Origin of the sequence: Acinetobacter sp. TGL-Y2 (assembly GCF_001612555.1) — a bacterium.
Classification (GTDB): domain Bacteria; phylum Pseudomonadota; class Gammaproteobacteria; order Pseudomonadales; family Moraxellaceae; genus Acinetobacter.
On sequence record NZ_CP015111.1, the window covers coordinates 181,635 to 207,560 of the forward strand.

The following is a 25,926-nucleotide window of genomic DNA, read 5'->3' on the forward strand; positions in this document are numbered from 1 at the left end:
ATAATTATAAACATATACCGTAATTATGTTAAGTAAATTATTGTAATTAAATGCTTTTAAAATATTAATTTTTTATATTCAATTCATTCGGGGCGAAGGCGCATAAGAAAAATATCCCTTTTATCCGAATACAAAAGTCATTTGCGTAAGCAACATGACCCCTTAGCGTAAGCGGGGCAGTGCCAAATAGTGAAAAACTACTAAATAATACATGGCATTCAAATTAATTTTGAATGCCATGTTCTTTTCATTAAGAATTTACAGTTTTCAATTCTTTTGCTAAATCTTTATAGGCTTGGGCAATAACCATTAATTCAATACGCTGATCATAGATCAGATTTTCAGCAATAAATTTTGCTGTGGCTTCTTCATTTAAGTTACCGATTAATGTGCTTGAATCTGAAAGGCTCAATAAAATTTGATCTTCACATGTCGCTGGGTCAACCATTACAACGTAATTTTTAGCCTTTCTTTCAATTTTGATTCTGTAATTTAGCCAAAAATTTAGAGTATGGAAATCAGGTACTTCTTGGTCGCCCATTTTTGCAAAAACAGGTACACAATATTCGAAGCTTGCTGTTTGATTGGTTAAAAGCTGTGAACCTATTTCCTGACTTGGATTATCAGGTGCTTCTAAGTTGAATTCAACATATTCCATATTATCAAATTCTGCATTTTCAAAACAAAAATTAGGGTCTGCTAATTTAGTTTTTGCTTCACCCAGTAAGATGCTTGTACGCTCACTATCAAATAGAACTAAAATTTCGTCTTCAATGAAGTTTTCAAAGACTTCTAACCCATCATCACCACGGATATCAGGACTTGTTACAGTTCTTCCTTCATACTCAACCGAAACAACACCAGTATCTTTATCAAGGCTTAAAACAACTTCGCCACTTTGTCCCTGAATCAAAGCTCTGACAACATTTTGAAATATTGATGTGACTTGAATATTTCCTAATTCAGATTGATAAGAGTAATGCGTCAAACATGATGCTACAGCTTTCAAAAATTCAGAATCATTTACATCTAAGCCATCAAAATAATGAATATCTAACAGTTCTTCTGTCAATTTATAATAAGCAAGATCATCAACTTCAATTTCTTCTTTTTGTCCATTTCGATAATGTTCGATACCATAAATATGACGCTGAGCATCCATGTAATTTAAATTTAACGAAAGGGCATGTTCCTGCGCGAGTTCTTGAATTTTTTTCTTAGGGCTTAAATCTTCGCTTGATAGATACAGAACATCACGTTCTTCTTGTTTTACTAATTTTTCATTGAACAGTTTTTCAATAAGCTGTTTTTGATCTGCAGACAAATCAAATAGGTAAATATGAAATTGAATTAAATTCATGGTGTTGCTCCGTTGCTGATACTATAATTATAAACATATACCGCAAAACAATGAAGTTAATTAATGTAATTTAATGTATTTTTTGCTTTTAAAAACAATATGTTGTTAGTGTTTATTTAATTTATTGAACTGATATTTTTGAAGCACCTATTACCTGAAAACAAAGGCCATTTGCGTGAGCACAATGGTTATAAAGCGCAAGCGTGGCGGCCAAAAAAAAGAGTTTGCCTAGACAAACCCCTTTTGTGTTAACTTCATTTTCTGAACTCACACATAATTTATTCCAAACATTATTCCTTATAGCCAAAATTATGCTGGAATTGTTAAAAATTCTTTAATTGTTTTTTCTGTTAATTCTAGGGCAGGGTGATCAGAACAATCATTTTCTTTAAATGTGATTTTAAAGCTTCCATTCTTTAAAAATGGCAAAGCAATTTTATAAAGGATTTCTTGTGAATCGCCACCCCAGTCCAATCGGATTTGAAAGGTTTCTTCGTCTACATCACATTTCGAAACTAACCGCGAATCAGCAAACCATAAAAAAGGGCATCGTCTTTCTTGTTTAGCATCTACTGATCGTTGAGATGTGAAATAAATAGGCATACGAGAAAAAGTTGAACCTACGTCTACTTCCCATTCAATGCGTGGAGCTTGTGTGATTTTTACAAGTGGTTTTATTTCCTTTTTGCGATTTTCAAATGCAAAACCACTTGAAATAACGCCTTCTTTAAACAAACCAAAATATTCATTAATGCTGTAGCTGTTGCCAAGTTTTTTGGGAACAATATTAAGAACACTTGAACTACCCATAGTTATAACTCCATTGTTGATGGTTTATTATAACCATATACCGCATATTGTTAAAGTAAGTTATTGTAATTTATTTTTTTAAAATAAAAAAAGCCTGTATTTTTACAGGCTTTTATCTTAACTTATTTAAAGTTTCTACATACTATTTAGTATTACTTTTCGATCATTCCAAATTGCCTACTAACTCATAAGAATGGTTTTTAAACATGACATCGAACGCATGATAAAAAGGTTCTTCAATTTCAACTACTGATTCAATATGCACTGCTAATTTATTAACTGTGAACGCTACATTTTGTTCATCTTCATAAAATGAAAATTCATTGGCTTTTGCTACAGCCTGCATGATTCGATCTTCCAGCCCATCAGGGGTGCAACTCGAATCTTTGAAAATACTGGGTGCATTATATGAACTTTCACCATCTGAATAAGAGATAAAAAAATTATAATATTTAAATCCTTTATCTGCCATTTTTTTTAATAAACTTTCATAATTTTCGTTTTTTGAACTGGCTATATCAAAGAAACGTTTGATACCAAAAGCATCAATCGTATAGAACTCGCCCTTATATAAATCATCTGAAAGATGAACAATTTCATCATTATCAAAGTAAGCATGTTCTTTGGTATCATCAGCAAAATCATAACGCATAAAACTTTCAGCGTGTGACTTGATGCCATCAGGTAATTCTTCCCGATCTGCATCAATATTACAATCAATATGATGACCATCAATGTGATCAATATAAACATTTAAATCAAAAAGGTCGCCAAATTTAATAGCGGGAAGATTGTTTGACATTTTACTACTCCGTTGCTGATATTGTTATTATAACCATATACCGCAATATATTATGTAAGCTATTGTAATGGTTTTGTTTTTTTTGTAAAAATGCCTGTAATAATTACAGGCATATCATGATTTCAAAAGAATTAAAATTAAGATAGACAATCAATATATACATAAGAATGTTCTTTAAACATTTCAGTGAATGTTGAATAAATCAGTTCATTTATCTTAACAATTGATTCAAGTTGAACTGTTCTAGTACTACAGTCACCAACTGTTGCCATAATACGTTCATGTAATTTTTTTGCATTTGCTTTGCTATATTTATTCCTTTTGGAATCTTTAAAAACACTTGGCACACTATAGGTTTTAACCCCATCAGAGTAAGTCAAAATAAACTGGTAAAGACTCGTATTATTATTATTTATTATTTTGCTTAAATTTTCTGGATTTACATCTGTACGATGAACGACATCAAAAAAGCGTCTCTTACCAAATGCATCGAGCATATAAAATTCACCACGATAAGAATTTTTATGTTCTGTTACTGAAATTTTTGTATTGAAGTCAAAAAAAATGTATTTATTTTCGTCATCTGTTAGCGCATAACGCATAAAAATATCAGCACCAGATTCAATATCGTCTGGCAGTTCATCACGATCTACAGGAAGACTATTATCACTGCTATCTACATAGTGGCCATCAATTTTGTATACATGCATATTAAGTTCAAAAATATCTTCAAGTATGATTTTTATCGGACGTTTATTCATTAGTTTACTCCATTGCTGATACATATATTATAAACATATACCGCTTTATACTAAGTAAATTATTGTAATTTATTAATGTTTTTTGCTTTTAAATAAACATAAATAATAAAAGAGAGTTCATTCGGCTCAGTGAGGATTTTTATAATTTGGCACCCACATTCCCAAATACAAAAAGCCATGTGCGTAAGCAAAATGGCTCTAAAGCGTAAGCGGGGCGGGCCATGTTAATAATTATTATGAGCCTTATTTTAATAGTTCATGCAATCGCTCATATCTTATGGCAATACTCGGATGACTGGCACTATCTCCACCTTGTTGCACTTTAAGTAATGCGTAGAAGTTCCGCATCTTTTTCAAATATCCCAAGCTTTTCTTTGGGTCATAGTTTGCCTTTTGAAGTAAATCTAAAGCTAAATAATCAGCTTCAAACTCTACATTCTGGGCCAAAGCAATATAGTCAGCTGAACCATCATTAAGATTGTATTTTTCACGCGCATGATCTTTTAATGAATGAATAATTTCATGTGCAATAACGAAAGCAAGTTCATCATCAGTAAATAAAGCCTGATCAAAAAGATTAGTTCCTAAGATTACTTTTCCGTATAACCCACCAAAAGCATTAAAGCGGTTTTGGAGGTCGCCAAAAAACACCCAATTCCAGCTTTTAGCTTGTTGATGTTGTTTAATGGCTTGTTGCTTAATTCGATCAAATATAGCCTTAGAACGATCATCAGGCTCAATATAAAATTTGGCAGTTTTCATATCTGACATGTAACGTGCGAAATCCTTCTCCATGGCAAGCTGAAATTCTGCTTGAGGGGCTTGCATTATTTGTTTTCTATTATCTAAATCAGCAAAAACTACTGTGGGAATAATAGCTAAAAGTGAAGCTAAAAAGAGCCTTTTCATTTTTTATAAACCCTTCCGTTACTTATTCCGCATACCCATTTTTTTCAGGATATAGGCAACTTGAAATATAAAAACTCGCACTATGGTCAACGCTCATAGCTAAGTAATCATCCCATCCAGCTTCAACTTGTTCGATGGTCACTTTTTCACGTATTTGGTCTTCAATTTTTTTAAAACGTTGATAATTTACTGAATATACAAAATATCGATTCAGTTTGGCCAACATTGCAGACTCAATCTTGAGCAATGTTTCAGTAAGCATATTTTTAAGGATATCAGGCAATTCACATTCAGCATTTTGTTTGTAAAATTGGTTGAATACGAAACCGATCTCATCAAAGACTGGTAAGTATTCATCTTGATTATCAAGCTCTACAACAACTCGCGCATGATCAAATTGTCCAGATTTGGCCTTAATTTTAATAAAGCCTGTATTTACATCATGTTCAAATTTAAATAGCTGCTGCACTTCATAGGTAAAGATACAAAGTACACCTTCGATAAGCACTTCTGCAGAAGAACGGAAAAAAGCAGTTTTTTCAGTGCTTAATACGCCATTTTTTAAGAAACAATGTGAACCATTAGAATTAAGATATTGGTTCACTACAAAGTCAGAACTAAAAAGTGATTCTTGAACCAAGTGTATTGCTTGATATGGATTTGAAATTGTGAATTTTGGCATCGTAACATCCCCGTTGTTGATATTATAATTATAACCATATACCGCAAATATTGAAAGTAAACTATTGTAAATTATTGTTTATTTATGCTTTTAAGAAAATAATGGGAGAGTAATTTAGATTTGATTACAATGAACAGATTATTTGAAAGCATTCCCTCTGGAAACAAAAAAGGGCATTGGCGTCAGCCAAATGACCAAAGTAGCGTAAGCGAAGCTGCCTTGTAGAAAGCAGTACAGGACATGCTTCTACAAGGAAATATTAAGACAATATGCAACGTTCAAAAAATAATGAGCCAACCGACCAGTCAAGTGAGAACTCTAAGCCAGCCGTTTCGTTTCGAAAATGCAAAGTTTTATTATCTAAGCAGTCCACCTGATAGCGTAATTTTCCATCAGTAAAACAAATAGTATTTTCCTTTTCATCATGTGGAACATGGCGATGACCGCCTAAAGTTGTTTTGAATGCAATTTCACGTAATCCAGCAAAAGTATCAACTGGTGTATTTGATTCGGTTATATTAATTGTATTCATGATCTAGCTTCCTTTTTTGATACTCAATTATAACCATATACCGCAAATGTGAAAAGTAAGTTTATGTAATAAATAGTAATTTTGCTTTTCAATTGCCGATCTAGATCAAAAGAATTCAGTCGGGTGAGGATGTTTTTAAAATTTGAGCATCTTCTTTCTGGCCTCAATGCGACATCTGCGTGAGCAGATGATCGCTGGAGCGTCAGCGGAGTGACCCTTTAAAACGGGTGTAACCGTAGGCTAGGGCTTGTTTTGGGAGTCTGGGGTCAAAAGGGGATTAACTGCCGCAGAGATTAGCGGTGTTAACCGCGCCACGAAAACAACAAGCTTAATCCTTGGGTTAAGCTTGTAAGTTTTCACAATTGGGACGGGACCAATTGTATGAATCTAGCGGAGCGGTTGCCGGTTTTTAGGGAAAAAAACCGGCACATAAAAAACCCTGCATTTGCAGGGTATCAGAATTAAAGTTCTCTTTTAATTCTTGTAGCTTCTTCGGCCAATTTCCTTCGTTCATTTTCTTTAACTGACTTAACATAAGCAGTTCTCACTTTCTCAAATTCAATTCTTGTAATTTTGCCATCTGCAGAAGCACCTTTGATCAGCTGTATAACATCTGAGTCTTTCGAATTTTCTGAAAAATCACGGAATTCTATATATTTATTATTAGAAATTTCTGACTGTATATCAAAATAAAGTAAATAACCTGTTCCAATTGCAGTAATTAGATAACCGGCTAACAACCCAGCTCCTCCCCAAAAATGATCTTTGCTACCTTTTATTTTTTCAACCAACGAAAGTATACCAATGCCTAAGATAGACCCAATAAAAAATGCTATGAAAATAAATTGCAATGTCAAAATTAGATAATAGATGAACATAAAATCAAGTTCCAAAATAAAATAAATTGGTTTTTATAACCATAATCACTGTTATAGAAAAACCTACTGCAATTAATGAATAATTATTAAGGTCATTAAATAGTTTTGCTTTCCGAAATAGTGAATGATGTAGTGATGAATTTAAATTCATATCGACTGCTTCAAGTGTTTTTCGTGCTTTAAAGTCTGTAAAGCAGTGAATGAAAAGTGAGATCATCAATCCATTGAGCCAATAACCTAGAGCGACTTGTTCAGATGGCTTTAAAAGCATATTTGCAAAATTCGTTTCACTAAAAAAACTTGCAAAAAGGATAGCAATGCTTAAAAGGACCATGGGGGTGAATGCAATTATGCGTGATAAATCAGCGGCTTTTTCTAGTTTCCCAGCACCTTTGCTCGATAAATTGCTATTCATGCGTTGTATTGCATACAAGATAAAAAAAGAACAAAACACAATGCAAATAATTAAAACAAATATACCCATGTTTATCCAAATGAATAGTTATTATTTATAATAGCACAATGTAAATTAATATTAATGTATCAATATTAATGTTTTATTAATATTTTGTTAATGTTTTAGTATGGGTTAGAATAAAATCATAATACGCAGCCTATCGTAAAAAACCCAGATACTTAAAAATATCTGGGTTTTTTATGGCCAATCGGGTTTAGATGCTTCTAAACTTTAATTTTTAGATTGGTTCTGCTTTTCTTCTGCATTTAAATGATTAAAAATCCGTGAGAATTGATTAATCATCTCAGAAAAAGCAACCTTTATCATGGGTTCGGGTTCATTCATTAAACTTGCCAAGCGATCACGTTCTTTAAGAAATATACTGGTAAAGCAAAGCACACAGTATGCTGAGAGTTCGGTATTTAATTTTCGAAATACACAGTAATTTCCAAAATCAATAATGAGCTTAAATAAATCAAATTCAATTTGATCAATACACATGATTTCAATGCTTTTGCCACGTTCAATCATAACGAGTAATCGATTTTTTTGATCTAAAAGTAGCAATAGATTTCCATCGTCAGGGATATTTAAATCCAGCTGATCTTGTGGGAGTAGATCAATACCGGTTTGTGAAAATATGCAGCAAGTAATAGATTCTGTTTCCTCTACCTGTGCTGCAAGAAGATATTCTTGAGCTAATTGATTTCTAACATGCTTATCTTTCAAGCTTTGTAGATTAAAACTGGTTAGCTCTTGAAAGTTTCCAAGAATCATTTACTGGGCCTTTAAGCAATACAATTTTGGACAATGGTTCTAACTTTAAAAGCAAGTTCATCGTTTGATAACTGTAGTGTGTTTTTCAATAACTCACGATCAGTTAAAAAGATATCAGAAAGTTTACTGTACATAATTTTGAAATCATCATTGTCTTCTGACATTTTACTAATGTATTCGAATAATTTAAAGGTCCCTGCAGGTAATGTTTCTAAATCATTTACTTCAACACCATTGAAGCCAATATTATTGACCAAAATAAGACGATCATGATTATTCACACAGAGTTTAATTTCCTTGTTTTCACCAAGACCAAAAGAGTTTTGCTCATTTGGTCCTAATTCGCTGCCAGTTGAGCGCCACGCAATATAGCTCTCAGAGTAGTCTGTAACACTCGAAGAAGTATTACGGGCTAATTCAAAGCGTTTATCGGCATCTAAAAGAATGTTTAAATCAAAGTTTGTATATTTTGAAATTTCAGCAAGTGCCATTGAAACAGTCCTTTAAGAATAATTTATATTTAGAATATAACCATATACCACAAACAAGGATAGTTATATTATGTATCATGCTGTCATTGCACAAAATATTATCATACCAATCTTAAACGCAAGTAATTGATTTTATTAGATTGAAAAAACAATAAAGAATCATACTATTTTTAATAAATTTAATTCAGACAAAATTAAACCATTAATTTTTAAAGCATAAATTACTCAGTATGAATCTTTATTGTATGCTGTGATACTTAATTGGCTGATTGCACATGCTGTGAAAAAAAATAGCAATTCACTTTAATCTGTGAAGGTTCTAAGATTTTAATTAATAACCAATTTAAATTCTTGCTAAATTTCCGCGAATTACCAATAGGTCCCATTCTAATTCTTTAATAAGGGCCATAGTTTTCTCCAAATTAATCATCTCTTGAAACGCATTTTCTTGAAGTTCCTTAAGTTCATTTTTCATTTCGGTAGAAAGGTTTATTAGTTCTTTTTTTGTTATTTTTCCATTATCTTTAATTATCATTAAAATAGTATTTTTTACTTTATTTCCACGAAGATCATTAATTAGTTCAAAAGTATTATTTTCGCTAAGTTTATTTCTTTCAAATGTACCATTCCATACGCCAATTCCTGAAATTAAGATACTGGCTACAGTGAAAATCATCAAATAAGGTTCGTTAAAATAAAAGAGTTTTTTACCAATATTATAATCAAGATAAAAAATATCTAAAATGCACAGAAAAACAATAATACCTATTGTAAACAAGCTTAAAAAAACTAACTTATCAATTGTTTTAGAAAACTCAGTTTGCTTAAAAGGCTTGATATAAATATCTTCTTTATCTGAAAATATAGTCATGGTGAACCTCAATTAGTGTTATGCAACTTATAATAGGATATATAACATCGTAAATTAGAAATATTATGAGTTTAACTCATCAATGGTCGATGCTGTTCCGCTTTTTTATTCCAAACAGATACCCAGATATTCAATTGATCTTTGAGTTCCAGATCACTTAGCTTAAGACTGCGATGTAGATCACTCCTGTTTTTCAACAAAAACATAAATAAGGTTTGAGCAAATTCAATGCTTGCAAATTCTTCGCTGCCTTTTTGAATAACCAGTTTTGACACAAAAGCTTGATGAATTTTTTTAAATAGATCATAGGTATGATCTGGCAATTGTTCCATGTGTACACAGAAGCTTTTGCCATCGATAAAAATATTTGCGCTTAATGCGTTATTTGGGTCAATCACAAACAATGCTTTAGAAACTTTATCATTGAATAAATGCTTAAATTCGGCATTTGAAACCGGATTGTTATTCTTGCGTTCAAGAATAACAATTTGTTTTTCCAAATCATTCTGTTCTGGAAGCGGTTTTTTAAAGCCTGCAGTATTTAGCTTATTCAAATCAAATGAGGTGAGTGCGCTAAATACTCGAATAGAATTAAAAAGATTACTCATTTTTAAAAACCAAAGTTAAGATTTTTTGTTAAATTCAATACTGCAAACGTGTTTTAACTCAAAATCTACGACCATTTTTTCGTGTAGATCAGTGTTTAAAGGGGTGTTGTTAATTTCACCTTTATATTGACCATTCTCAATGCCAGTAACTTCAACCCACATACGTTCTGCATTGCATGTATGTCCAGCTGCTTGTGGTGTTGGAATTCTTTTGTTGTAAAGGAAGTTAAGCTTCACAAAATCACCAACTTTCACTTTTGATTTTTCTTCATCGCTTGGAATTCCAAAGGTGGTGGGGTGTTCACGATTGATTTCTACACAGTCTGCTAATTTATACATATAAATTCCCTTTGGTTTACTTATAAACATATACCACATTATAAATCTAAGAAGGTAATCCTTCAATCAAATTTACTCAAAAAAACATAATAAAAACTTAAGTTTATTCGTGTTTTGTTGCTTAGTTTTAATGTATTTTTGCTTGAGCCTAAATCTCGAAATTAAGCTTATTGCACTTAAAAATAGGCTTAAAAACGTATTCTAATCCGCCTGTACGCGCTTCTCGCTTTTCAGCTAACAGATATCCATTTTTATGAAGCTTTTTAAGTTTAGCACTGGCATTCGGTGAAGAAAGACCAAACTTTTTGGCAATCTGCTCTGTTGTCGTTTCATTCTGGGTGTAAGAGTGGGAAAGGATATCTTTCACGCCACAAGGCAGGGGTGAGAAGACAGTGGCCAATTCATCTGAGTGTTTGATCAGTAAAGGCATATCTTTGGCCTTAAAGCCGTACATCAGGTTTTCAGAGACATCAATATTCTCTACATCAGAAACCATTACACCAGTTTGGCCACACATCAATTTTGCAAAAGTGGCAATACTATTTCTAATAAAGCAGGCATCAACGCCTTGCATTTGCTGGAATGAAATTTCAACTACTTTTGATTGAGCACATACCATAGACCTTAATGAGTTTAGGACTTTATCCCCATTCAAACTACCCATAATAAAATTTGTATTGGTAAGGTCAATAAGTTTAATAAGTTGATGTCGCATTGTTCACTCCGGCACAAGAATTATGCGTTAAATGCCATGTAAATAAACCCAGCAAAAGTAAGAATTAACAATGCATATAGCAATCGTTTTGCATTTTTTGCTTCTTTTTCGGTAAATTCATTTTTTTTGCACTTGTCGGTACAGGGTCATAAGGGAGACCGAGAACTACATCTTCGACTTTTGATATGTCGTTTTCTTTCGAGTCTTTAATCATTCACTTTTCTCCTGTTATAAAAATTACTAACTTGTTCATCTATAAAAAATGTGAATCCAAAGTAGTTGTTGATTTTGCTATCAATCATTTTTTAACTACGTCACACGATATTAAGAATATAATAATTTAACACAGTTGTCTTAATATAACCATATACCGCAATTAATTTTGTGATATAATTCAATCAGTACTAATGATTTAAAAGCGACTTGTAAAAGTTGTTTCGAAAGTCATGTGGTTTTTAACTTAGATTGATTTTTATGGAGAATTAAATAAATGAACCAGAAAACTTAGAACACAAATACCTTAATTATTTTTACAGTTGCAATGGCTTTTACTTTGGGCTGTATGCTTGGTTCAGGTGTTGCCTATAGCTACAATCCAGATTTGGCTTATAAAATGTTAGGTCTAGCTCTATCTGTATTCAGGAACGTTAAGTTGAAGTTATTAATAGTTTGTTTTTTAGAGAAAGCCCATGTGTTCCAATGATAAAAATCCATTTGCGCTTAAAGCTGCATGTAAGGATTGCCCTTTTAAAAAAGGGAAGTCTTATTTACATCCTGAACGAATTGCAGGCATCATTCGAGATATGTCTCATGATGATTCGCTTTTCCCGTGCCATAAGACGACAAATAATGATGCGCGTATTGAGTATAATGAGGCCATGGAAGAAGTTGAAAACGAGTTGGAATTTTTTGACTCTGAAAGTGGTCCTGAACTGGAAGCTTACAAACAAGAGCTTTATAAAAAATATAATATTGATCAATTAGAGCAAAATCTACTGGATGCAAGACTTAACACTGAAAAAATTTGTGCAGGCTGGTTAATCTTGGGGAAAAAAGAAAATTTAATTAATAACAACTTTAGATTGCGCATGGCACAAATGCAAAATTTATTGTCTTTAGATCAGTTCAAAAATGAAGATCAAATTTTTGATTCTGCAGAAGAAGCGATTCGTTCTCATGGTAAGTAAATTTTAATATGAAATTATTAATTACGTTATGGTGCAAATGTAGAAAGGCATTCGGTTATTGTACTCATCCTACTCATCCTACTCATCCTACTCATGCGGATGTTTCTGTAATGATTAAAGGTGTTGAAGTCAGGCGATGCCGTAAGTGCCAGAAAACAATCAAACCTCATGGTAAATATTGGATTAAGACCTAATAAACAGAAGCGAATTAGGTCAAAAAAATCAAATAATCGAAAAAAGTAAAGACTTTCTAGCACGAATATAAATCAGAGACTCAATCCTACATAACTCTTTTGAAGCGTTTTATCGCCGTTCTTATCACTAGGGTATAACTTCTTGCCTACAATAATCAGAATAAGCCCTGTAGTCGCGTAATAGACCCATGTAACCCAAGAGTCGATACTTTTCCATGGGATGAGTGAAAACTTGCTTGAAGGCATCGTATAGAGCGCAAATATAGGAATAAATAGAGCCATTACTAATGACTTGTTCATCATCTTTGAATATTGATTGTTACTTACATCAATCGGAAGTGGGAAATAGCTATTTTTTTGTTTTGCTAATTCAATGTCTACATTCTCATCTTTACGAACAAAGCAGCTCAGGTCCTTCTGTAATATGTGACCTGTACTGGTCAGTAGACAGATGGCAGCAGCGCCCCCCAATAGAGCAGTACCGATAATGCCAAATGAACCAGATAACGAAGGGACATTAAGCGCCGTGTATTTACCAGAAAAGTAAATAAAACTTAATATTAGGGCGATAATAAAAAATAGATTTAAAGCGACTTTGTTACGTTGTCGTTGTCGCCACTCCAGAACATCAATAACAGCTCTACCGGCTGCGGTGTATTTCGTTGGTTTGACCTGATTCAATCTATTAACGACTAAATCTAATCTAGAAATAAAATTAAATAACTCTGCGTCTGCAGATATCTCAATATGATTTGAATTTGCAAATTCAAGATTCATAGAAATCGTATGTAGATCATTCGCAAAACGTTGATGGTCTTTCAATCGTTCTTCGCCTAAATCATTTACTTTGAAATCTATTAAATTATCAAGATGATAGACACGATAAGCGCGGTTAAGTGAAATTCCGTGAGTGCTATTAACTTTTTCTCTTAACTGCTTTGATTCCTTACAAAAATTAAAAAGAAAAGGTTCCATTTACGTTCTCATTCTAGTTGGCAGCTGATTTACAGCAATCATTTGATCTCAAATTGATCTTGGTTAATCATTTCGGAAATTTCTTGTGCTTCTTCACTGAAATCGTTAGAAGACGCATTCCAATCACAAACTGTACACTTAAGCCCATGAAGATCAGTACTTTCAATTTCTGACTTTGTTATTCTAGGTTTAATATCACCAGTTTTAGGGTCAATCTTCCTTGAATATACAATAGCCATTTCTTGCCATAAAGCCAGTTGACCTTCACATTCAGGACAAACAATTCTAATTTGGGGGTGAGTAGATTTCATTAATTCCAGTACCTATTTCGAATAACCTAAAAAATAAAATATTGATGAAAGCACATATAGATTAGATTCATTGCAAATGTAGAATAAACCCCGAACCAAGCTAAACCATGCCACATTGATAATTGATTAAGCAGCTCTTTCTGACCTTTTTCAATGCTCGTCTTTTTATAATCAACGTATGACTTCACAATTTCTTTATGTTTTTTGCTAGTCATCATTTGAATTGGAATCAATGTAATCGTGATCATTGAGAATAGCATTGTGAATGCTGGTACTTCTTCTAGACCAAAGGCAATATCAGCAAAATTATTGTTTGTCTTTAGGGTTCCAATCAGAATGAGTAAGGCACTAATGCTCACCAATAAAATGCCAAAGAATTTTCCTGAATTTTCATCTTTTAAAAAAGTGTATTGTGCTTGCTCAACATCTTCCAAAGAATCCCAGATCGCTTTAACTTTAATTAAGTAAATGTGTTGCTTAATTGCATAGAAAATAAAAATTGCTAAGAAAATTAGTATCCCTGTATTGATTATCAAACCCATGATTTAAACATCTCTTTTTTCTATCCCAACAACGATAAAGTACAAAACAATCAACAGTATAAACATATACCGCCAATTGTTGTAGTGATATAATGCATCATGTTTAAAAGATTTTAATTTAAAGTTGAAAGTATAATATTTATAGGATTTTTAATTGTGCTAAATAAACCTGAATGGATTACAGACTCAATCTGGTACAAAATGTGTGATGCTGGTATGTCATTACCGGAGCCATTAGAGTCGGCTGATCTGACCAAGCCATTTGTATATGATCGAAAGTATGGAGTATTTCCAGTCATTCGCGGTAATCATCAAGTTGCAATGTCTCTTTTACTGGCATTTCACAAAGGTTATAAAAATGGTGTAGATGCATCTGAAAAGATGGGCCTCGCATACAGCCATGGTACTGCAGATCATTATCTTGCAAATATTACAGGAACAGCCTTTCTTTCATCTGTAGGAAAATGTATTACAGCTGGTTCAAAGAACAACTTGAATGAGAAGGAAAAAGACTATTTTGGCTCTATATCTTACTTGGATAAATAAAAGGTATATTCCAAAACCAAAATACTTAAGAGGGCTGCAGCTCTCTTTTTTTTATTTATTATTCGAAAAAAATATAGCGCCGTGTTCTTTTAATCAGTTAAATACCAAAGAGCGCAATGGTTTGCTTTTCAAGAAAAAATTAGATAGATACCTTCGATTAGATTCAAAAACCAAAATATTTTAGGCATTCCTTTGATGATTACATAAGACCATCTGCGCAAGCCGATGGGCATAGGAGCGTAAGCGGGGGCGCTGCGCATAAAAAAAGCCTGTAATAAATACAGGCTTTGCAATTCAAATAACATTTAATTTGAAAGCGCGGTGGTCACAGAGAGGAATAAATATCCGCGTTTTGAAACCCAACTGCTGCGGCTAAAAGTTTCAAGACCATTTAACGAATAATCATCATTAAAATATTTTGCTACCTCTTGGCAGAACTGATCTTTAGAAACACCAGCTCCAAGCAACTTAGATTTTTTAGGAATTTTAATCTTGTAGTCAGAAGTTCCAAGCTCTGAATTTGTACGAAAAGGTAAAGGCAAAGTCATTTTTTTCCCTAAAACCGTAATTTTTTGCATTTTTAGAACTCACTATAAATTTTTACTACGTTCTACAACCTGATATTACACAACTTTTTGTGTAGAGCCAATTAAACCAATTCTGAAACTGCGCGGTAAACTTGAAAATATGGATATAAATTACCTGATTCAATTTCATATCGGAAATCAAGCGGAATTCCATAAGGATCTTCATTTTTTTTCAAAGCACTCAGATAAATACGATGCAAAATGGCAGGGTTAATTAAAATAGCTTCTTTTTCAAAACTCATTAATACGTACAAGCTTTCTGCTTTTTCAAGAACTGCTGTAGGTTCAATAAAGTTTCCCGTTGGGCAATCATTGGCAAATGTTATTGTTGAGTTGATACCCAATAAAAAATCTTTAACCATTTTTAAATATGCTTCGGTATTGAAATTTTTTCGCATTTCAATCAAGATTTTATCGTTGTCTTCTAAAGCATTATAAGAACTACCAGTCAAGCTACACACCTTAGCAAAATCGCCATGTTCCATTACATTACGCGCATAAACTGTAGGTGAACCACCCATAAAACCAATACCAAGATCAAGTTTTTTAACTTTTGAATTATTCATTTTTTGTAGCTCCGTTGCTGATTACTAATTATAACCATATACCGCATATTTATCTAGTAAGTTTATGTAATTAAAAGTTATATTCATAATTAAATTTGTTTTTGCTTTTCAATTTCCTATCTAAATCAAAAGGATTCAGTCGGGCAAGGATGGTTTAAAAATGCGAACATCATTCTTTTGATTGCAGGCGCAACCGTGTAAGCGGTTGAGTATTGGAGCGCAAGCGGAAGGGATTTAAAAAAAAGATTGTAACATTATGATTTTTATAGATAAATTACAATAATACACATTATAAAATATGGTATTGGTTTATAATATATTTATTAAATCAGCAACTTAGGTATAAGAAATGCCACTTTTCACAATGAAAACGAAAACATTCGAAAGTTTGCTTTCAAAAAAAAGTGAAACAAAGAACCTCTGTGTTACAGCATCATCTTTGGGCAATGCAGAAGTTGCTTTTTTCAAACACCTATTTCGTAATGAGTTGGCTAATGTTGACTCTGATACTTTAAATAAATTGGAAGAAATAATCGGACTATAGTGATCAATTTTTTGATCTAGTTGAAGCAGCTAAAAATTTACGTGCCGAAAATGTAGCACCTCAAGTATTCGGTTTTAATACTGTTCGTGCTTCGGATGTTTTGGAATTAGACAAAGCAAAAATCGTGGTGCATAAAGCTAAAGGAAAAAATCGTAAGATAATCATTTCTGGAATACCAGTGGTGGTTTCAGAGGTTCAGTGTATTTCGAATTTTAAATACTCACGATTAAAAAAGACTGTCATTAACATCAATTGATATAATCAACATATTCAGTAGGCTTTTTTGAGGATACATATATGGAAAATTCAAATAAAAAATATGGTGTTACTATCGTTTCTCGCCCAAAGATCAAAGCAACCAAAGAGCTTAATCTAAGCGGAAAAGAAGGTGAGCAAATTGTTAAATCTGAAACTAAATTAGTTTTAATGCGTCACCAAAAAACGTTCAAACGTTTGGAAGATATGTAAATGAATTTAGTACAGTTTCCTTTCGAGCGTGTAATTCAAATCAACACTATTATTCTTTCAACTGGTAAGGGGATGAAAGGAACTGCGGATTTAGGAAAATTACAAGGTGCTTTATCTCGCATAGATACCGCCATTCATTATCAAGGATTGGATGACGTTTTCGAAATAGCAGCGAAATATGCATCTAGTATTGCAACAGCTCATGCTTTATCTGATGCAAATAAACGTACAGGTTTAGCAGTAGCGTTGGAATATTTGTCTTTAAACGATTTTGAATTAAAACTAGATGAAGAATTATTGGCAGATGCAATGAGAGATTTGGTTATTGGTGAAATTTCGGAATCAGACTTTGCAGATATTCTATATTCTTTTTATGTTTCAAATGATTAGTTAGGAGATAAATATGTCAAAAACTTTTAGATTAAGTGATATAGAAGAAAAAGCTCTGAATACTGTGTCATTGAGAATTAACCGTGAACTTGTAAATACTGGACATAAACCATTACGTGATACTGAAATACTTCACGAAATTTTGAACCAAACCTTACACAAAGAGAATATTGAAGTATCTAGAACTGGTTCATTGATTATAAAAATAGACAGATAGAAGTGCTTAAAACAGAAAAAGAAGGCATTGCCTTCTTTTTCTGTTTTAAGCCATCAGGACAATTTTCAAATTGTACTTGCCACAACAGCCATGATTGATCTGTATGCTTGACGACCTTGGGCAAAAGGTAATCCAAGAAAATCAGTCACTTTACTTTCTAAAGAACTATCTTTTACAGCACCAGCCCAATATATTTTCGATTCAATTTTATTCCCTGTCATGAATTGAATGTTGACTCCATTTGAAAGGATAATTTGGATTTTTTTATTTAACACTTTTGTTTCACCAATGATCTGAGTCGATTTATTCATTACTCGGCTTTGGAGCTTTAACCCTAAAACATCAGTCCAGCCACTGAACATTAAATCTTTTTTGAAATCTGCTTTTAATTGAGTAGTTAGCATTTTGTCGCTCCGTTGTTGATAATATTATTATAACCATATACCGCATATATATCTAGTAAGCTTATGTAATTAATGGTTATATTTATATAAAATTTGTTTTGATTTTTAATTGTCTATTTTAATCAAAAGAATCCAGTCGGGGAAAAGATGATTTAAAAATTAGAGCATATCTTTTTTGATTACAGACTCAATCGCGTAAGCGCTTGAGTGCTGGAGCGTCAGCGGAGTGGACATTTCATCAAGCAAAAAAATGCGAATAGCCTTTAAACAAACTATTCGCATTTTAGTGAATTAAGCAGCAAATTCAGCTTCGTTTTTTTGACGCAGGATTTTAAGATCAAAAGGGATACGATTTTTTTCAAATTCAGGCGAGATACCATCGATGTCTTCTTGAGTTAGACCCATATAACCCTCTTGGTGGGTAATGCTCTCAACTGGTACAGCACACCAGTAACAATTTAAATCTAAATAGACATAATTGCCATAAGATGCATCATTATCAAAACCAAGAATCTCATGATTCAAAAAAGCGACACCATATTCATTGGTGTATGTAACAAGCTGACCGATCTCAAGACTTTTTGTATTTTTTTCGGCACTCAATTCTTGATCAATGTTTTTGAATCGACCCAAAAAAAGTTCTTTGTGAAATTTGTTATGAACATAGTCATGAATCAAATATTCTTTATTGTAAAATTGAGCAATTAGACCATCTTTATGCAAATTTTCTTGAGTGATTGATTGCACTAATTTTTTAATTGATTTTTTATCGGTAATAAGTTTCATGGTTAAGCTCCGTTGCTGATAACTAATTATAACCATATACCACATATATAGCTAGTAAACTTATGTAACTAAAGAAAATATATTTAAAAAACCTTAAAAAGTCACAAGAATATAATTGCATTCTTCTCTTAACCAATTGAAAAATAAGCGACAATCAACTGCTCTAACGCCATCAATTTCCCAATCTTCTTCATGAGGATTAACCTCAATACGTGCGAAGTCACAGGGGGTATGATTGCCACTTTTAATTTTTTCTGTGACAGCTTTTAAAAAATCTTTTTCATTATAGTAACGGTTGTCAGTACAAATCATGAGTGAAGTATGGTGTTTATGAGTAAAGCCATTTTTGTCCACTGATGTTTTTGTGATTGTTGTCATGTAATGGCACTTTCCATCAATAGAATATGGTGAAATTTTTTCATTCATTTTGAATATCTACGCACTTAAAATATATAATTAATTATAAACATATACCGCATATATATAAAGTAAGTATATGTAATATATAGTTATCATGTTGTTTTGCTTTTCAATTTCCAATATGAATCAAAATCATTCAGTCGGATGAGGATAGTTTTAAAATTCGAGTATCTTCTTTTTGCACACAATAAATCATCGGCGTAAGCAGATGATCTTTGGAGCGTCAGCGGAGTGGTCCTTTAAAACGGGTGTAGCCGTAGGCTAGGGCTTGCATTGGGAATTAGGGGCCAATAGGGGATTAACTGCCGCAGAGATTAGCGGTGTCAACCGCGCCACGAAAACAACAAGCTTAAGCATTAAGGTTGGTAGTTTTCACAATTGGTAGGAAACCAATTGTATGAATCTAGCGAAGCGGAAAGCCGGTTTTTATGGAAAAAACCGGCTGATAGAAAAAGTTGCAGACTTTTTCGGTGCCGAAATATTTCCATGCTGCAGCGGGGAAATATTTTGATCTAAATTGCGGTTATGGCCAAAGCGTGAGCGTAGGACATGGAAGCGTCAGCGTACGAGAATTGAAGTGCGGATATTTCCGTGCAAAAAAAGGCCTGCAGATCATGCAGGCCTTTGGCATTTAGTTTTTGTATATTATTGGTCAGAATACCAAACACAGACGAAATAAGAATTATAGCCAGAACTTGTTTCTGATGGTGAAACAACATGCTCAATATTTATAATTTTGCAAGCTGGACGATTTTTGTGCAAATTACTGGATAAAACGACCACTTATTCCTGTTCGTAACGTACCAGTCATTCCTGCTTCTTGAACCACTAGGATATGAAAAAGTAATCTCATATCCTTAGAAATGGTTACATCGCTAATTTTGCAGATACTAAACGATTCATGCTTACACCACGTTCTGCTGCTTCCAATGCTAGTTTTTGATGAACCATTGATGGAACACGTACCGCAAAACGACCACTATACTTTTTCTCTGAAAGTGGTACTGGTACTTTTTCATTGTTGCTGATCATATCGGCTACAACATCAGCAACAACATTAACAATGCCTGAAAATGCTTTAGACTGATCTGCATCAAGCCAAGATAATGATGGGAATTCAGCACATAAACCAACGTATTCATTATCTTCTTCTGACCACATAACACGGTAAGTATATTGTTTACTATCCATTTTCCACCTCACAATGCTTTAAGTTTATCAAGTGCAGCTAAAACTTGCTTCACCTGATACGGTTTAGCTTTACCATCATCATCTTGAAGATTTATTCGAGGATCGCCTTGCCACGGTGTTTTAAATACGGTGTGACTACCACCTGTTTGTCTTGGCTCTCCAAAATACTCTTTGCAAACCTTAACTAAATCCGAAAAACGAATATTTTTTGGATTATTACGCATTTGTTCTATAAGTTGATCAAGATTAGCCATACAAATGCTCAATGATTCCAATATGCAAATAGTATCAATAGTGATACTATTTTTCAAGTATTGATTTCTCCATCACCATGTACAAGCCAAGACTGATTAACTTTCAAATGCTCTGCGATCTTTCGGAGTTGGGGAAAAGATGGTTCTTTTTTACCTTGTATCCAATCTAAGAAGAGTTCAGCAGTTTCATATCCTAATTGTTCAGCAATGTGTGTGTATTTGATTTGTTTTTCTTGTGATGAATTAAAATACTCTATAGCTTTGATAAAGCGATTTGATAGCTCTTTCTTACGATCAAGAAGCTGATATGGTTTCAGTACACTATCATTATCTAGTTTCTTGAAGTTAAAACTATTTTCAAGTCTTTCCAAAATTTCAGCATTCATTGAACGCCTTGATTCTTGAGCTTCATTCTCAATTTTTAACTTTAATGTTGTTGGTAATCTAAGTTTAAATTGTGCTTCTGCTGTTTTGTGATTTATTCATCTTGTGGCTCATTACGAATAAGAATATGCATGGTACGTTACGAACAGGAATAGGTGGCATATTTATGCAGGAATATGCAATTTTTGAAGAACGCATTAATTTCATCTGTAACTGGATTTAAGTCACTTTCTAATGTAGGTCTTGATACATTGAATTTTTGAGATTTAATCATAGGTAATTTTTTCTCACTTTATTAAGTTGGCCATGAATCACTTTTATGAATAGAAGTCCGGAACATGGGAAACGGCTTATTGAAATTTAAGCCGAATTTCCTCATTACGTTCTGAAATTCGTTTTTCTGCATCTAAGATCGCCAATTTAGCTTCAAGCTCCTTAATTTTCTTATTTTCATTTTTGATATAGCGGTAATTGGCTCCGCTTAAGTAGCCCTTTTTCTCCATGAGTTTGATCTTGCCATCAAGCTCCAAGATTTTGGCTTTGTAAGTTGGATTGACCTCATTAAAGTCTAAAATATTTACTAAATTTCGTTCTTGCCATTTACGGACATACATCTGCTCATCAAGATCAATTTTTGAGAAGGACATGACAGATATACTGAGTAATAGGATTCCAGAAATTGCTAATCCAGAACCGAACAACCAAATCGCAGAATCAGCTAATTCTTTTACAGGTTGGTTCAAAGCCTTCATGTGTTTTTGATATGAGAAGCAATAAAGTAAAACTAAGATGGAGATAATAAAAACAGCCATCAGAATATAGATTCCAATGAGATCACCTGATGGTGAGTAGGTTTTATAGTCGTGAAGAATCATTGAGAAGTTATTCATTATTCATTTCCCCTTAAATGGCCAAGCTTTGTTTTTGGAGTACGTCCAAGAAGATTTTAAAAACTTCATTCGGCGTATATGGAGTAGATAGCTTGAGATTGCTATGAAGCCCCATGCTCTTGATAGCCTGTTCACCATTTAAGTGATTGAGTAGATCATCCACATCAAAAACGATTGCATCTTTATTTTGTTCTGCAGTGCGGTCTTGCTCTGTAGTTGCTTGTCGAGACCAAAGCATAATTCGCTGATTTTGATCATTGGTGATATTGATGGCCAATTCTGCAGGGTCAAGATCATCAATATAAGTTTGAGTATCGGTGTTGTCACCACGGAGAGCGATAACAACTGGGGCATTATTGAAATCTGCCATTTGAAAAACTGTATTTTGCATCTGTAATGCCTTTTATTTTAACTTGGTTTATTATAACCATATACCGCAAATATTGGGAGTTAAATCATGTAATTCATTATTATAATTATCGCATAAGTATCTAATTTTTAAAATTATAAGTATATAAAAACCGCATGTGCGATATATCGAAACTAAGCCCAAGTTAGTTTCCCGACAACTTGCCTAAAAACCGCGTGTGCGATGTACCACCTCGAAGTAACAGACTAGCTGCTGATTCACTTTCTAAAAACCGCCTGTGCGATAAGTCACTTAAAGATTTATTAATTTATAAGACCACGAAATCGAAAAACCGCGTGTGCGATAGGTTGTTTTTTCCATGGCAAAATAGATCGACCATTTGTTCTCAAAACCGCGTGTGCGATATGCCACTCCAGCAATTTTAACATAAGCTGCCATCATAAAATATACGGCGCTATATATAGCCATAAGATGAACATTGCTTTTCAAAGTCCAATATTTGTATGGATGACTAATTCAATTAATTTCAGAAATCGCGCTAAGAAAACATGATCAGTTGAATACTTATGCTTAATCCCTATAGGGGAATAAATAAAGACACGGCGTATATAGGTAAGGTTGGTGTCATTTGTCTGTATATAGGAATACTCGTATAGGAAGCTATAAGGAAAATACAGAATAGCTTATATAGGAGATATGGGAGTGTGCTGTATATAGGAGTCTATAATAATTATAACCATATACCGTTTTATCATGCTATGTTAGAGTAATTTCTATACTTACATTGGAGATATAGCGTTGGGATTTTATTTAAAGGTATTTGGATTTATCATGGCCATGCCTATTATTGTATGGTTTTATCAGGATAGCCAAAGTTTGAAACAAGACATTGAAAAAAGCTCACTTCAAAAAGTCACAGCATTTCTTAAAGCGAATGAATGTTACACGGCAGCATCTAATATACAAATCTTTAAGCCAAAAGATGCTCTAGAAATAAATTACCAATGCTTTAAGGCAAATACTCAATTAAACCTTTTAACCTCTATCAAGCAACAAGACATCATGTTTGGCCCGTATGATATTAATAGTCGAAGTGTGAGTACAGATCACCTAGATGAAAAGATTCAGATCATTTCGGCTCCAGATCAATATAAAGAACAATGTGAAAGGGGTGAGAAGAAAACCTATTGTGATTTGCTTAAGCAAGAGACAAGGTATCTACATCAAACCTTTTAATGAATAGAGTAAAGAGAATGCGCCAATCACGGCGCTTTTTTTATCCCTGAGTGTATGGAAGATATATAGGGGGTATATAGAGGGCTATAAAGAGCAATACCCACTAAGTATGAAAATTTGAAATTAAGAAAAAGTATAGATACCATTCATATATAAATACCCAATCAATCACCATACGGCGTAAACACTATGGCTTCAATTAAAGCAGTAGACATTCCTATGAACTTCCAACAGTCCTTGAACGAGACAACTATGTAGAAGTGTTTAAAGCCAAGATAAATTCAATGTTGACAGAAGAATTGCCTCTATCAGTTTTTGTGCCGCGTCAAATGTCATAAGAATTGGCCACCAAGATAAAAGTCGGCTCAATAGCTGGTTTTTTTTCACCTGTTTAGATACGCCGTATATAGGGATAAAATAAAAATAAGTAGTCATTTTAGAGTAGGAACCAAAAAAAGTGATTGATATAATGCGCACCTTCGTAAAATGAAAAGAACTAACCTTCTGATTTAATATATGTTTGTATATAAAAGAATGCTGTTTATTGGATTTATAGTGGTTTTGCAGATGAACTCGGCCTATGCGGGTATAGATGCAAATGATGCAACTAATTCTTTAATTGTACCTGTCGAATGGCTGGTGAACTTTCTTGAGGGAACCGGTGGGTTGTTTGCTGCTATGTGTGGCTTGGTTATTGGCCTATATGCTGCAGTCGTAAATCATTCGTTGTGGCAAGTTGCCTGCAGTATAGTTTTTGAAATGGTTTTGCACTATATGCCACCAGTTCTCTGCACGATATTTGGAATACCGCTATAGGGAATCTATATGGAAGTGCTCAGAACTTGAGTGGGCATTTTTCGCTTGTATTGTCCAATGCTATATAGACATCTATAAGGGGATATATAGGAGACTATAGAGAGGGGGAACATATCCTTTGACCAAACCAAATAGAATGCCTGTATGAATAGAGTGATTGATGAGATCAGCCACGGCGTACAAAAATGAATACCGTACGATAATGAACGCCGTATATAGGGTAAATGAGTCATTGAGCTTAGGGATAGCACATATAGGAGAACTTCCTATATGGGATATACCGGATAAGGATGACTTCCCTCAGTTATGGCCAAGCCAAAAAAAGCACCTGTTAAGAGTGCTGGTGTCATTTTTCTGTATATAGGGTATCAAGTTGAAGCAAGAGCCTGAGTGCGCTCATTCAATTTGTTTCTTAGGTATATGCATCCTGTCATAATTGAAGCAACCAAGATGGTGCGTACATACTCCAAAAATACATAGCCATTAGAATTCATAAAATACTCAGCTACAAGCACAGTACTTACAAGTGATAAAAAAAACTAAGCTGGAAATGATCATTGATTTATTCATAGTCTAACTTTCATAAGTTGTGCTTAATCGATAGAAGAATTATATCTAATTAGAAGTACTTGTGTCATTTCTCTGTATATAGGAAGTCTAAGTGAATATCTTGGCCATTTAAATTAATATTATTGGCTAAGATCATATCTGGATATAAGTCATAAACATTCTTCTGAACTTTTTCTAAGCTATTTGCCTCAGTCACAATAGAGAAAAAATCACATGTTGCTACCCAGACCTTTGCTTCTTGATCAAAAATAACTTTAACTGGCACATTCATTGTTTTTTCTTCAATGAGACTACTCATAGAAAATACCTAAAAATTAAATGAATAATTTAAATTGTACCTTTTAAATAAAACAAGAACAAAGTTCATTCATATCAGCGGTTAGTGTCATTTCCCTGTATATAGGGTATCAAGCCATTTACATGTATGGCCAATCAAATGAGCTTAAATCATAGAATAACCCTCATAGACACGGCGCACCCATTAGGCATAGCACATATAGGAGAACATCCTATATGGGATATGCCGGATAAAGATGACTTACTCAGTTATGGCCAAGCCAAAAAAAGCACCCCTTAAGAGTGCTTGTGTCATTTCCCTGTATATAGAAGGCTATAAGAAGCTAAAGCCATTAATCAGGAATTGAATGGTCAATGTCATGCAGAACCCAATAAAGAAGAAATTGTTCAACTTCTCATGGTGAGTGATCTTCTTATATAAGGGGTCAGGGATATTCGCCGTGTCCTTATCTGCTTCATTCATGAGCTTTGTGATTTTTTGGATGTTAAACAGCATACATGCAGAGATCACCAATAGAACCGTAATGATGTATTGGCTAAATGAGAAGTCTACGTTAGGCATCAAATGCTTAACCGTAAAATTATCTATCTTGATGTTCCCTATTAATAGAATGATCAGACCTAAAGCAATCATAGCCATTCCTGCAACTTTTGATTTGCTGCTATTCAGCATCATTTGAACTTTTAAATTGTTCACTTGGTTCCTAGTGTGTGGAGAACGAACCAGCTTCTTGCACGATAGTAATAAACGTATAGAGAACATCATTGCGATAAGCAGTGTAAATCCTA

The 25,926-nt window shown here is 33.5% G+C and carries 37 protein-coding genes and 1 pseudogene; 7 read left to right on the top strand and 31 right to left on the bottom strand.

The genetic code is table 11. The features are described 5' to 3' along the window. Positions 1 to 250: 250 nt before the first annotated feature. From AMD27_RS17265 to AMD27_RS17335, 15 genes are all read right to left on the bottom strand, one after another. The gene (locus AMD27_RS17265) at positions 251 to 1,360 is read right to left on the bottom strand and encodes a hypothetical protein (RefSeq protein ID WP_067663749.1); all 1,110 of its coding nucleotides are present in this window, start codon (positions 1,358 to 1,360) and stop codon (positions 251 to 253) included. 309 nt (positions 1,361 to 1,669) lie between these two features. Beyond that, on the bottom strand, positions 1,670 to 2,170 hold the full coding sequence (locus tag AMD27_RS17270; RefSeq protein WP_067663751.1) for a hypothetical protein: 501 nt from the start codon (positions 2,168 to 2,170) through the stop codon (positions 1,670 to 1,672). Positions 2,171 to 2,333: 163 nt separating this feature from the next. Then, positions 2,334 to 2,972: a hypothetical protein gene (locus AMD27_RS17275; RefSeq protein ID WP_067663756.1), complete on the bottom strand. Its 639-nt coding sequence runs from the start codon at positions 2,970 to 2,972 to the stop codon at positions 2,334 to 2,336. A gap of 137 nt (positions 2,973 to 3,109) precedes the next feature. Next, positions 3,110 to 3,733 carry a hypothetical protein gene (locus tag AMD27_RS17280; RefSeq protein WP_067663759.1) on the bottom strand — a complete coding sequence of 208 codons (624 nt, stop codon included), beginning with the start codon at positions 3,731 to 3,733 and terminating at the stop codon, positions 3,110 to 3,112. Between the two features lie 243 nt (positions 3,734 to 3,976). Next, a complete protein-coding gene (locus AMD27_RS17285; protein WP_067663761.1) occupies positions 3,977 to 4,642 on the bottom strand; it encodes a M48 family metalloprotease in 666 nt (221 codons plus the stop codon). Positions 4,643 to 4,664: 22 nt separating this feature from the next. Then, positions 4,665 to 5,324 carry a hypothetical protein gene (locus AMD27_RS17290; protein ID WP_067663764.1) on the bottom strand — a complete coding sequence of 220 codons (660 nt, stop codon included), beginning with the start codon at positions 5,322 to 5,324 and terminating at the stop codon, positions 4,665 to 4,667. A gap of 259 nt (positions 5,325 to 5,583) precedes the next feature. After that, positions 5,584 to 5,856: a hypothetical protein gene (locus tag AMD27_RS17295; RefSeq protein ID WP_067663767.1), complete on the bottom strand. Its 273-nt coding sequence runs from the start codon at positions 5,854 to 5,856 to the stop codon at positions 5,584 to 5,586. 461 nt (positions 5,857 to 6,317) lie between these two features. Continuing rightward, positions 6,318 to 6,734 (bottom strand): hypothetical protein, encoded by a 417-nt coding sequence (locus AMD27_RS17300; protein WP_067663773.1) that lies wholly within the window; start codon positions 6,732 to 6,734, stop codon positions 6,318 to 6,320. Between the two features lie 4 nt (positions 6,735 to 6,738). Continuing rightward, on the bottom strand, positions 6,739 to 7,149 hold the full coding sequence (locus AMD27_RS17305) for a hypothetical protein (protein WP_150115845.1): 411 nt from the start codon (positions 7,147 to 7,149) through the stop codon (positions 6,739 to 6,741). A 273-nt stretch (positions 7,150 to 7,422) separates the two neighbouring features. Continuing rightward, the gene (locus tag AMD27_RS17310) at positions 7,423 to 7,968 is read right to left on the bottom strand and encodes a hypothetical protein (RefSeq protein WP_067663779.1); all 546 of its coding nucleotides are present in this window, start codon (positions 7,966 to 7,968) and stop codon (positions 7,423 to 7,425) included. Positions 7,969 to 7,979: 11 nt separating this feature from the next. Continuing rightward, entirely contained in the window at positions 7,980 to 8,459 is a 480-nt protein-coding gene (locus AMD27_RS17315) for a hypothetical protein (protein WP_067663782.1), read from the bottom strand. A 343-nt stretch (positions 8,460 to 8,802) separates the two neighbouring features. Then, positions 8,803 to 9,330 (bottom strand): hypothetical protein, encoded by a 528-nt coding sequence (locus tag AMD27_RS17320; protein WP_067663785.1) that lies wholly within the window; start codon positions 9,328 to 9,330, stop codon positions 8,803 to 8,805. Between the two features lie 71 nt (positions 9,331 to 9,401). Further along, positions 9,402 to 9,938, bottom strand: coding sequence for a hypothetical protein (locus AMD27_RS17325; RefSeq protein ID WP_067663788.1), 537 nt, complete (start codon positions 9,936 to 9,938; stop codon positions 9,402 to 9,404). A gap of 15 nt (positions 9,939 to 9,953) precedes the next feature. Then, positions 9,954 to 10,277: a hypothetical protein gene (locus AMD27_RS17330; protein WP_067663791.1), complete on the bottom strand. Its 324-nt coding sequence runs from the start codon at positions 10,275 to 10,277 to the stop codon at positions 9,954 to 9,956. Between the two features lie 148 nt (positions 10,278 to 10,425). Further along, on the bottom strand, positions 10,426 to 10,941 hold the full coding sequence (locus AMD27_RS17335) for a hypothetical protein (RefSeq protein ID WP_150115846.1): 516 nt from the start codon (positions 10,939 to 10,941) through the stop codon (positions 10,426 to 10,428). An 854-nt stretch (positions 10,942 to 11,795) separates the two neighbouring features. Between AMD27_RS17335 and AMD27_RS17340 the strand changes: the two genes are divergently transcribed. Beyond that, positions 11,796 to 12,179, top strand: coding sequence for a hypothetical protein (locus AMD27_RS17340; protein WP_067664117.1), 384 nt, complete (start codon positions 11,796 to 11,798; stop codon positions 12,177 to 12,179). A gap of 266 nt (positions 12,180 to 12,445) precedes the next feature. Here the strand turns inward: AMD27_RS17340 and AMD27_RS17345 are convergent, their stop codons facing one another. The 3 genes from AMD27_RS17345 to AMD27_RS17355 are packed head-to-tail and all read right to left on the bottom strand — an operon-like array spanning position 12,446 to position 14,201. Beyond that, entirely contained in the window at positions 12,446 to 13,348 is a 903-nt protein-coding gene (locus AMD27_RS17345; protein WP_067663796.1) for a hypothetical protein, read from the bottom strand. A 38-nt stretch (positions 13,349 to 13,386) separates the two neighbouring features. Next, positions 13,387 to 13,659 (bottom strand): hypothetical protein, encoded by a 273-nt coding sequence (locus tag AMD27_RS17350; RefSeq protein ID WP_067663798.1) that lies wholly within the window; start codon positions 13,657 to 13,659, stop codon positions 13,387 to 13,389. Between the two features lie 26 nt (positions 13,660 to 13,685). Then, on the bottom strand, positions 13,686 to 14,201 hold the full coding sequence (locus AMD27_RS17355) for a hypothetical protein (protein ID WP_067663801.1): 516 nt from the start codon (positions 14,199 to 14,201) through the stop codon (positions 13,686 to 13,688). 156 nt (positions 14,202 to 14,357) lie between these two features. Between AMD27_RS17355 and AMD27_RS17360 the strand changes: the two genes are divergently transcribed. Further along, a complete protein-coding gene (locus AMD27_RS17360) occupies positions 14,358 to 14,747 on the top strand; it encodes a hypothetical protein (protein WP_067663804.1) in 390 nt (129 codons plus the stop codon). 305 nt (positions 14,748 to 15,052) lie between these two features. Here the strand turns inward: AMD27_RS17360 and AMD27_RS17365 are convergent, their stop codons facing one another. Then, complete coding sequence (locus AMD27_RS17365) at positions 15,053 to 15,325, bottom strand: hypothetical protein (protein ID WP_067663807.1); 273 nt, start codon at positions 15,323 to 15,325, stop codon at positions 15,053 to 15,055. 71 nt (positions 15,326 to 15,396) lie between these two features. Continuing rightward, the gene (locus AMD27_RS17370) at positions 15,397 to 15,900 is read right to left on the bottom strand and encodes a hypothetical protein (RefSeq protein ID WP_212846472.1); all 504 of its coding nucleotides are present in this window, start codon (positions 15,898 to 15,900) and stop codon (positions 15,397 to 15,399) included. An 841-nt stretch (positions 15,901 to 16,741) separates the two neighbouring features. Here AMD27_RS17370 and AMD27_RS17380 point away from each other — a divergent pair. Genes AMD27_RS17380 through AMD27_RS17390 form a run of 3 tightly spaced genes read left to right on the top strand, consistent with a single transcriptional unit; the run spans position 16,742 to position 17,519 of the window. Beyond that, on the top strand, positions 16,742 to 16,912 hold the full coding sequence (locus tag AMD27_RS17380) for an acetyltransferase (RefSeq protein WP_067663813.1): 171 nt from the start codon (positions 16,742 to 16,744) through the stop codon (positions 16,910 to 16,912). Continuing rightward, entirely contained in the window at positions 16,913 to 17,302 is a 390-nt protein-coding gene (locus tag AMD27_RS17385; protein ID WP_067663816.1) for a type II toxin-antitoxin system death-on-curing family toxin, read from the top strand. Between the two features lie 13 nt (positions 17,303 to 17,315). After that, positions 17,316 to 17,519 (top strand): hypothetical protein, encoded by a 204-nt coding sequence (locus tag AMD27_RS17390; RefSeq protein WP_067663818.1) that lies wholly within the window; start codon positions 17,316 to 17,318, stop codon positions 17,517 to 17,519. A gap of 65 nt (positions 17,520 to 17,584) precedes the next feature. Here AMD27_RS17390 and AMD27_RS17395 read toward each other — a convergent pair whose 3' ends face one another. The 9 genes and pseudogenes from AMD27_RS17395 to AMD27_RS17435 form a co-directional block, all read right to left on the bottom strand. Further along, positions 17,585 to 17,923, bottom strand: a complete 339-nt coding sequence (locus tag AMD27_RS17395) for a hypothetical protein (RefSeq protein WP_067663821.1) — start codon at positions 17,921 to 17,923, stop codon at positions 17,585 to 17,587. Positions 17,924 to 18,214: 291 nt separating this feature from the next. Then, positions 18,215 to 18,709, bottom strand: coding sequence for a hypothetical protein (locus AMD27_RS17400; protein ID WP_067663826.1), 495 nt, complete (start codon positions 18,707 to 18,709; stop codon positions 18,215 to 18,217). 93 nt (positions 18,710 to 18,802) lie between these two features. After that, entirely contained in the window at positions 18,803 to 19,135 is a 333-nt protein-coding gene (locus AMD27_RS17405) for a hypothetical protein (protein ID WP_150115848.1), read from the bottom strand. 861 nt (positions 19,136 to 19,996) lie between these two features. Next, a complete protein-coding gene (locus AMD27_RS17415; protein WP_067663836.1) occupies positions 19,997 to 20,320 on the bottom strand; it encodes a type II toxin-antitoxin system HicB family antitoxin in 324 nt (107 codons plus the stop codon). 8 nt (positions 20,321 to 20,328) lie between these two features. Continuing rightward, the gene (locus AMD27_RS17420; RefSeq protein ID WP_067663841.1) at positions 20,329 to 20,574 is read right to left on the bottom strand and encodes a toxin HicA; all 246 of its coding nucleotides are present in this window, start codon (positions 20,572 to 20,574) and stop codon (positions 20,329 to 20,331) included. A gap of 53 nt (positions 20,575 to 20,627) precedes the next feature. Continuing rightward, positions 20,628 to 20,960, bottom strand: a complete 333-nt coding sequence (locus tag AMD27_RS17425) for a DNA-binding protein (RefSeq protein ID WP_416202825.1) — start codon at positions 20,958 to 20,960, stop codon at positions 20,628 to 20,630. Between the two features lie 12 nt (positions 20,961 to 20,972). Next, positions 20,973 to 21,056: pseudogene (locus tag AMD27_RS19440) on the bottom strand (hypothetical protein); the annotation flags it as partial. 252 nt (positions 21,057 to 21,308) lie between these two features. After that, complete coding sequence (locus tag AMD27_RS17430) at positions 21,309 to 21,848, bottom strand: hypothetical protein (protein WP_150115849.1); 540 nt, start codon at positions 21,846 to 21,848, stop codon at positions 21,309 to 21,311. 13 nt (positions 21,849 to 21,861) lie between these two features. Continuing rightward, on the bottom strand, positions 21,862 to 22,239 hold the full coding sequence (locus tag AMD27_RS17435; RefSeq protein ID WP_067663849.1) for a hypothetical protein: 378 nt from the start codon (positions 22,237 to 22,239) through the stop codon (positions 21,862 to 21,864). 810 nt (positions 22,240 to 23,049) lie between these two features. Here AMD27_RS17435 and AMD27_RS17440 point away from each other — a divergent pair. Continuing rightward, a complete protein-coding gene (locus tag AMD27_RS17440; RefSeq protein WP_067663851.1) occupies positions 23,050 to 23,454 on the top strand; it encodes a hypothetical protein in 405 nt (134 codons plus the stop codon). Positions 23,455 to 23,970: 516 nt separating this feature from the next. Further along, positions 23,971 to 24,270 (top strand): hypothetical protein, encoded by a 300-nt coding sequence (locus AMD27_RS17445; protein WP_067663853.1) that lies wholly within the window; start codon positions 23,971 to 23,973, stop codon positions 24,268 to 24,270. Between the two features lie 634 nt (positions 24,271 to 24,904). Here AMD27_RS17445 and AMD27_RS17455 read toward each other — a convergent pair. Beyond that, entirely contained in the window at positions 24,905 to 25,138 is a 234-nt protein-coding gene (locus tag AMD27_RS17455; protein WP_067663859.1) for a DUF1902 domain-containing protein, read from the bottom strand. A gap of 312 nt (positions 25,139 to 25,450) precedes the next feature. Then, positions 25,451 to 25,834: a hypothetical protein gene (locus tag AMD27_RS17460; protein WP_150115850.1), complete on the bottom strand. Its 384-nt coding sequence runs from the start codon at positions 25,832 to 25,834 to the stop codon at positions 25,451 to 25,453. Positions 25,835 to 25,926 lie beyond the last annotated feature (92 nt).